The 4,874-nt window shown below is 72.9% G+C and carries 6 protein-coding genes; 2 read left to right on the top strand and 4 right to left on the bottom strand.

What is annotated here, in order from left to right; translation table 11 throughout:
• The 4 genes from BJF79_RS32335 to BJF79_RS32325 all read right to left on the bottom strand — a co-directional run.
• A partial coding sequence (locus tag BJF79_RS32335) for an FAD-dependent oxidoreductase (RefSeq protein ID WP_075903152.1) occupies window positions 1–1,669 on the bottom strand: 1,669 nt, incomplete at its 3' end.
• 58 nt (window positions 1,670–1,727) lie between these two features.
• Complete coding sequence (locus BJF79_RS62585) at window positions 1,728–2,312, bottom strand: MFS transporter (RefSeq protein ID WP_262402860.1); 585 nt, start codon at window positions 2,310–2,312, stop codon at window positions 1,728–1,730.
• Entirely contained in the window at window positions 2,258–3,100 is an 843-nt protein-coding gene (locus BJF79_RS62580; RefSeq protein ID WP_262402859.1) for an MFS transporter, read from the bottom strand. Before BJF79_RS62580 ends, BJF79_RS62585 begins: the two co-directional genes overlap by 55 nt.
• 110 nt (window positions 3,101–3,210) lie before the next feature.
• The gene (locus tag BJF79_RS32325; RefSeq protein WP_075903150.1) at window positions 3,211–4,167 is read right to left on the bottom strand and encodes a LysR family transcriptional regulator; all 957 of its coding nucleotides are present in this window, start codon (window positions 4,165–4,167) and stop codon (window positions 3,211–3,213) included.
• A 152-nt stretch (window positions 4,168–4,319) separates the two neighbouring features.
• On the opposite strand from BJF79_RS32325, the gene BJF79_RS32320 reads away from it, so the two are divergent.
• Together BJF79_RS32320 and BJF79_RS32315 are read left to right on the top strand one after the other, a co-directional pair.
• The gene (locus BJF79_RS32320; RefSeq protein WP_075903148.1) at window positions 4,320–4,511 is read left to right on the top strand and encodes a hypothetical protein; all 192 of its coding nucleotides are present in this window, start codon (window positions 4,320–4,322) and stop codon (window positions 4,509–4,511) included.
• A 13-nt stretch (window positions 4,512–4,524) separates the two neighbouring features.
• Window positions 4,525–4,874: MauE/DoxX family redox-associated membrane protein (locus BJF79_RS32315; RefSeq protein WP_410050170.1), on the top strand; the 350-nt coding region annotated here is incomplete at its 3' end.

Here is a 4,874-nt window from a genome sequence, read left to right as displayed (position 1 = left end):
CCGCGAGACCCGGCCCCGCGAGCCCTGTCCCCGCGAGACCCGGCTCCGCGTGGCCCGTCCCTACGAGGCCCGGTCGTACGAGGCCCATTCGGACTAGCCGGTCCGGCCAGTCGCACGCGTCCGGCGACGTCCAGCGCGCGAGGACGTGCCGGTCGGGCCGCAGCAGGTAGGCGCTGCCCGGCACCGCGCCGAGGTGCGCGCCGAGCGGGCCTTCGGACGGGACGCGGACGGCCTTCAGCAGGTCGCTCGCGGGCTCCGGCGCGTCCGCGTCGACGCAGAGCAGCGTGAACCAGGGGCCGAGGACGTCGTTGAGGTGCGGTCCGCCCGCCTCCACCGGCAGGTTCTCGACGAGCCCGCCCGCGGACGGCCCGGACGCCCCGGCGGGCCACGGCGCGGCGTCCGGTTCGACGAGCGGGCCGTCGTCCCAGTCGAGGGGCGTCGAGTAGCTGGGGTCGGCGAGGAACTCCAGTGCGGGATCGACGAGCGCGAGGCTGAGGGACGCGTCCCGGACGAGACGCGTCCCGGTCGAGTCCGGCGTCATGTAGAGGGTGCTGTGGTCCGCGTACGCCCTGTTCTGGCGGTAGAAGTCGCGCTGCTCCCAGTCGTAGGTGTCCAGGAGCGTGTCGGGCGCGGTGCCGCGCGCGACGAGCGCCAGCTTCCAGGCGAGGTTGACCGAGTCGGCGATGCCGCTGTTCAGGCCCCGCACGCCGAAGACGGGCAGGATGTGGGCGGCGTCCCCGGCGAACAGCACCCGGCCGTGCCGGTAGGAGTCGAGGCTGCGGGCGTGCGCCCGGTACAGGCTCAGCCACTCGATCTCCCAGTCGGCGTCCTCGCCGATGTAGGCGAAGTGCTCCGCGACCTTCGGGGCGACGACGGCGGGGTCGATGGCCGCGTCGAGGTCCTCGTGCTCGCTCACCTGGTAGTCGATCCGCCACAGCTCCGGCGCGAGCTGGTGCAGCAGGACGGTCCGGCCGGGGAACGCGGGCGGGTCGAACCAGCAGAGCCGTGCGGTGTCGCGCGACGACGTCATGCGCAGGTCGCAGATGACGAACGAGTTCGTGTACGTGTCGCCTTCGAGCGGCTGCCCGAGGGACGCGCGGACCGCGCTCCGCGCACCGTCCGCCGCCACCACCCAGTCGGTGGTGAGGGTGCGCCGTCCCGAGGGGGTGTCGACGTCGAGGGTGCACCCGTCCGCGTCCTGGGTCAGTCCGGCGAACTCCGAACGCCAGCGGATGTCGACGAGGGGGTGGGCGAGGCAGGCGTCCACGAGGTACTGCTCCATGAACGGCTGCGGCAGGTTCACCAGGCTCGGGTGGGCCCGCCCTTCGGGCCGCGGGATGCGGAACCGGGAGATCTCCCGGCCCCGGTAGAAGCTCCGCCCCGAGTCCCACGGGAGCCCCTGCTCCAGGAAGGGACGGTCGACGCCGACGCCCGCGAGGACTTCGAGGCTGCGGGAGGTGAGGGCGGCCGCCTTGCTGCCCAGCCCGACGCGGTTCTTGCGTTCGAGGACCGTCACCCGGGTCCCGCGGTGCGCGAGCCCGAGCGCCGTCACGAGGCCGACGGGACCGCCGCCGACGACCGTCACGTTCGGACGGTCGTCGGCGGCGCCCCACCCGGCGGCCTCGTAGAGGGTCGGAGTGAAGTAAGAGACGGATTCGGGTTCCGACATTCCTGCCTTCTCGATGGGGAGCGGTGATCGGTTTCCGGGGTGGGTGGGTCCGGCCGGGTCAGCCGGCGCGGCGGAGGCCGCCCAGCGGCCGTCCCTGCGCGTCGGTCTTCAGCAGCACGATGGAGACCGCGCTGATGAGGGCGACGACCAGGAAGTACACGGTGATCGCCGCGGACGTGCCGGTGCCGGAGAACAGCGCCGTGGCGATGAACGGGGCGATGCCGCCGCCGAGGATCGCGCCCGCCTGGTAGGCGAGGCTCGCACCGGAGTACCGGACGTTCGGCGGGAACAGCTCCGCGAACAGCGCGGACTGCGGTCCGGCCGCCGCCCCGAGGGCGAACGCCAGGACGAGCGTCGCGATCACCGCGAGCGGCAGCGAGGACGAGTCGAGGGCGGCGAAGAACGCCAGGCAGACGACCAGCAGGAAGATCGCGGCCAGCAGGTAGACGCCGCGCCGCGTCCAGACGTCGGAGTAGTAGGCGCTGACCGCCATGCCGATCATCCAGACCGGGCACGCGGCCACCGTGATCGCCAGCATGGTGCCGCGGGAGAAGCCCGCCTCGTCCGTCCCGTACTTGAGGGCGAACGTCAGCCACACGATCCCGATGGCGTTCGCGCCGACGAACGTGCCGCAGGCGAGCAGGACGCTGCGCCAGTGCGAGCGGACGACTTCGAGCAGCGCGCCCGCACGACGTCGCCGTCGCTCTTCGCCGCCTCGAACTCGGGCGATTCGAGCACGCCGAGGCGGATCCACATGGCGAGGGCGATGAGGGTGGCCGAGAGCAGGAACGGGATCCGCCAGCCCCACTGCTTGAAGTCGCCGTCCGGGACGACGTTGGTGATGAGCAGGAACGCCAGGTTCGCCAGCAGGACCCCGGCCGGGACGCCGAGCTGCGGCGCCACCCCGTACAGGCCCGCCTTGCCGCGCGGCGCGTGCTCGGTGGCCATCAGGACGGCCCCGCCCCATTCGCCGCCGACCCCGAAGCCCTGCAGGAAGCGCAGCGTCACGAGGAGGATCGGCGCCCATACGCCGATCGCGTCGTAGTTCGGCAGGAACCCCATCGCCACGGTCGCCGAGCCCATCAGGCCGAGCGACAGCACCAGCATGGACTTGCGGCCGATCCGGTCGCCGAAGTGGCCCATCAGCACCCCGCCGACGGGACGGGCGATGAAGCCGACCGCGAACGTCGCGAAGGCCGCCAGCGTGGACGCGACGGCGGACTCGCTCGGGAAGAACTGCGGGCCGAACACCAGCGACGCGGCCGTCCCGAAGATGAAGAAGTCGTACCACTCGATGGTGCTGCCGACGAAGCTGCCCATGACCGCGCGCTTCGCCGCGCCGGGCATCTTGCCGGGCGCCGCACCCGGCGCCGCCGGCGCGCCGCCCGGGGCGCCGGGGACGGCGGCCCTGTCCGCGTTCGTGGAGGACATCCGAACCTGCTCTCTTGGCATCGCCGCTGTTGAGGGGACGTGCCGCCGGTTCGTCCCCGGCGTGCGTTCCGACCAGCATGCAGAGATGTGACAGGTCCGAAAAGCGCAAATTATCGCGCCATATTTACGACCGGGTCGCAATTCCAGGGGGCCGACGCCGCGGCTTCCACGGCGTGCTCGACGAACGCGCTCGCGACCCGTCCGAGCGGGTTCTGCGCCAGGTGCACGATCACGACGTCCACCGGGTCGGGCACCGGCTCGATGATCGTCCGCACCGCAAGCCGGAACCCCTCGTAGGTCACGTCCTCCGGGGGCCGCTGCAGCAGCAGCGACCAGCCCACCCCGCGGCCCACGAGGGACCGCGCCGTCTCGTAGCTCGGCGTCCGGTAGGCGATCCGCGGCGTGAAGCCCGCCCGCGCGCAGACCGCGAAGATGCCGTGGACGCTCGGCGGGCTGTCCAGCAGGACCATCGGCTGCTCCGCCAGGTCCGCGAGCGCCACCGGCCCGTCCGTCCGGGCCAGCCGGTGGTCCGCCGGAAGCACCAGCTGCTGCGTCCGGCACCCCAGCCGGGTGACCTGCCACTGCGCGGGGATCTCCAGGTCGTAGGCGATGGCCAGGTCGAGGTCGCCCCCGGCCATCCAGCGGTGCAGGGCGTCCTGGTCGCCCTCGCGGAAGTCGATGGAGACGCCGGGGTTCGCGGCGACGAACTCGGTGACGAGGCTCGGCAGCACCGTCGGCGCCAGCGACGGGTAGCAGCCGAGCCGCAGCGGCCCGGCGACCGGCCCGCCCCCGGCCGTCCCGAGTTGCAGCTCCGACGCGTGGTGCAGGATCAGCCGGGCCTGGACGAGCACGGCGGCGCCCGTCGCGGTCAGCCGCACCCCCTTCGCGCGGCGCCGGACGGTCAGCGTCGTCCCGAGCCTGCTCTCCAGCTCGGTGACCGCCGACGAGACCGCGGACGCGGACATGTGCAGGCGCTCGGCGGCCGCGCTGATCGTCCCGGTCTCGGCGACCGCGACGAGGACCTCCAGGTGGTGCAACGTGAACCGGGGCGACGCTGGGTTCTCCATCGCACTGGCAATATCACACGCCTGACCTGCGACGCGACCTCTCCGCCCCGCCCCGGGAGGCCCGGACGATGTATCGCGCGTGTATCGGTTTTGTGCGGCCCGCGCCTAGCTTCCGGTACCGAGATCCCGCCCGATCGCACGGAGGTACGACGATGCTGGGACGACTGGCCGACCGGATGCTCGCGACGGTGGCGCCGAAGGCCGAGGCGTCGGCCGCGAACTGCTCCTACCGGTGGTACGTGTGCTACTGCTCGCGAGGGGTGATCTACCGGAAGAAGTGCATGTACGGCTGCTCGGGCGTGCCCGACCACTGCTACTCGTGCACGGCGTCCGGCGCCTGCTGACGGCGCACCCCCGATGGTTCCCCTCCTCGTCGGCCTCCAGTCGCTGGTGGCCGTCGTCTTCACCGTCTCGGCGGTGAGCAAGGCGCGTTCGGCGGCCGCGTACGCGGAGTTCGCCGCCGACGTCCGCAGGCTCGTACCGGCCGGTCCGCCTCGTGTGCTGGCCGGTACGGTCGTCGCGGGCGAGGCGGCCGTCCCGGTGCTGCTCGCCGTGCCCGGCACGGCCCCGGCCGGGTTCGCGGTCGCCGTCCTGCTGCTGGCCGGGTTCACGGCCGCGATCCTGGGGGCGCTGCGGCGCGGCGAGACCGCGCCGTGCCGCTGCTTCGGGACGTCCGGTGCGCGGCTCGGCCGCGGCCATGTCGTACG

It is taken from the genome of Actinomadura sp. CNU-125, assembly GCF_001942465.1.
Classification (GTDB): Bacteria; Actinomycetota; Actinomycetes; order Streptosporangiales; family Streptosporangiaceae; genus Spirillospora.
This window is presented reverse-complemented; position numbering and strand designations above follow the sequence as displayed.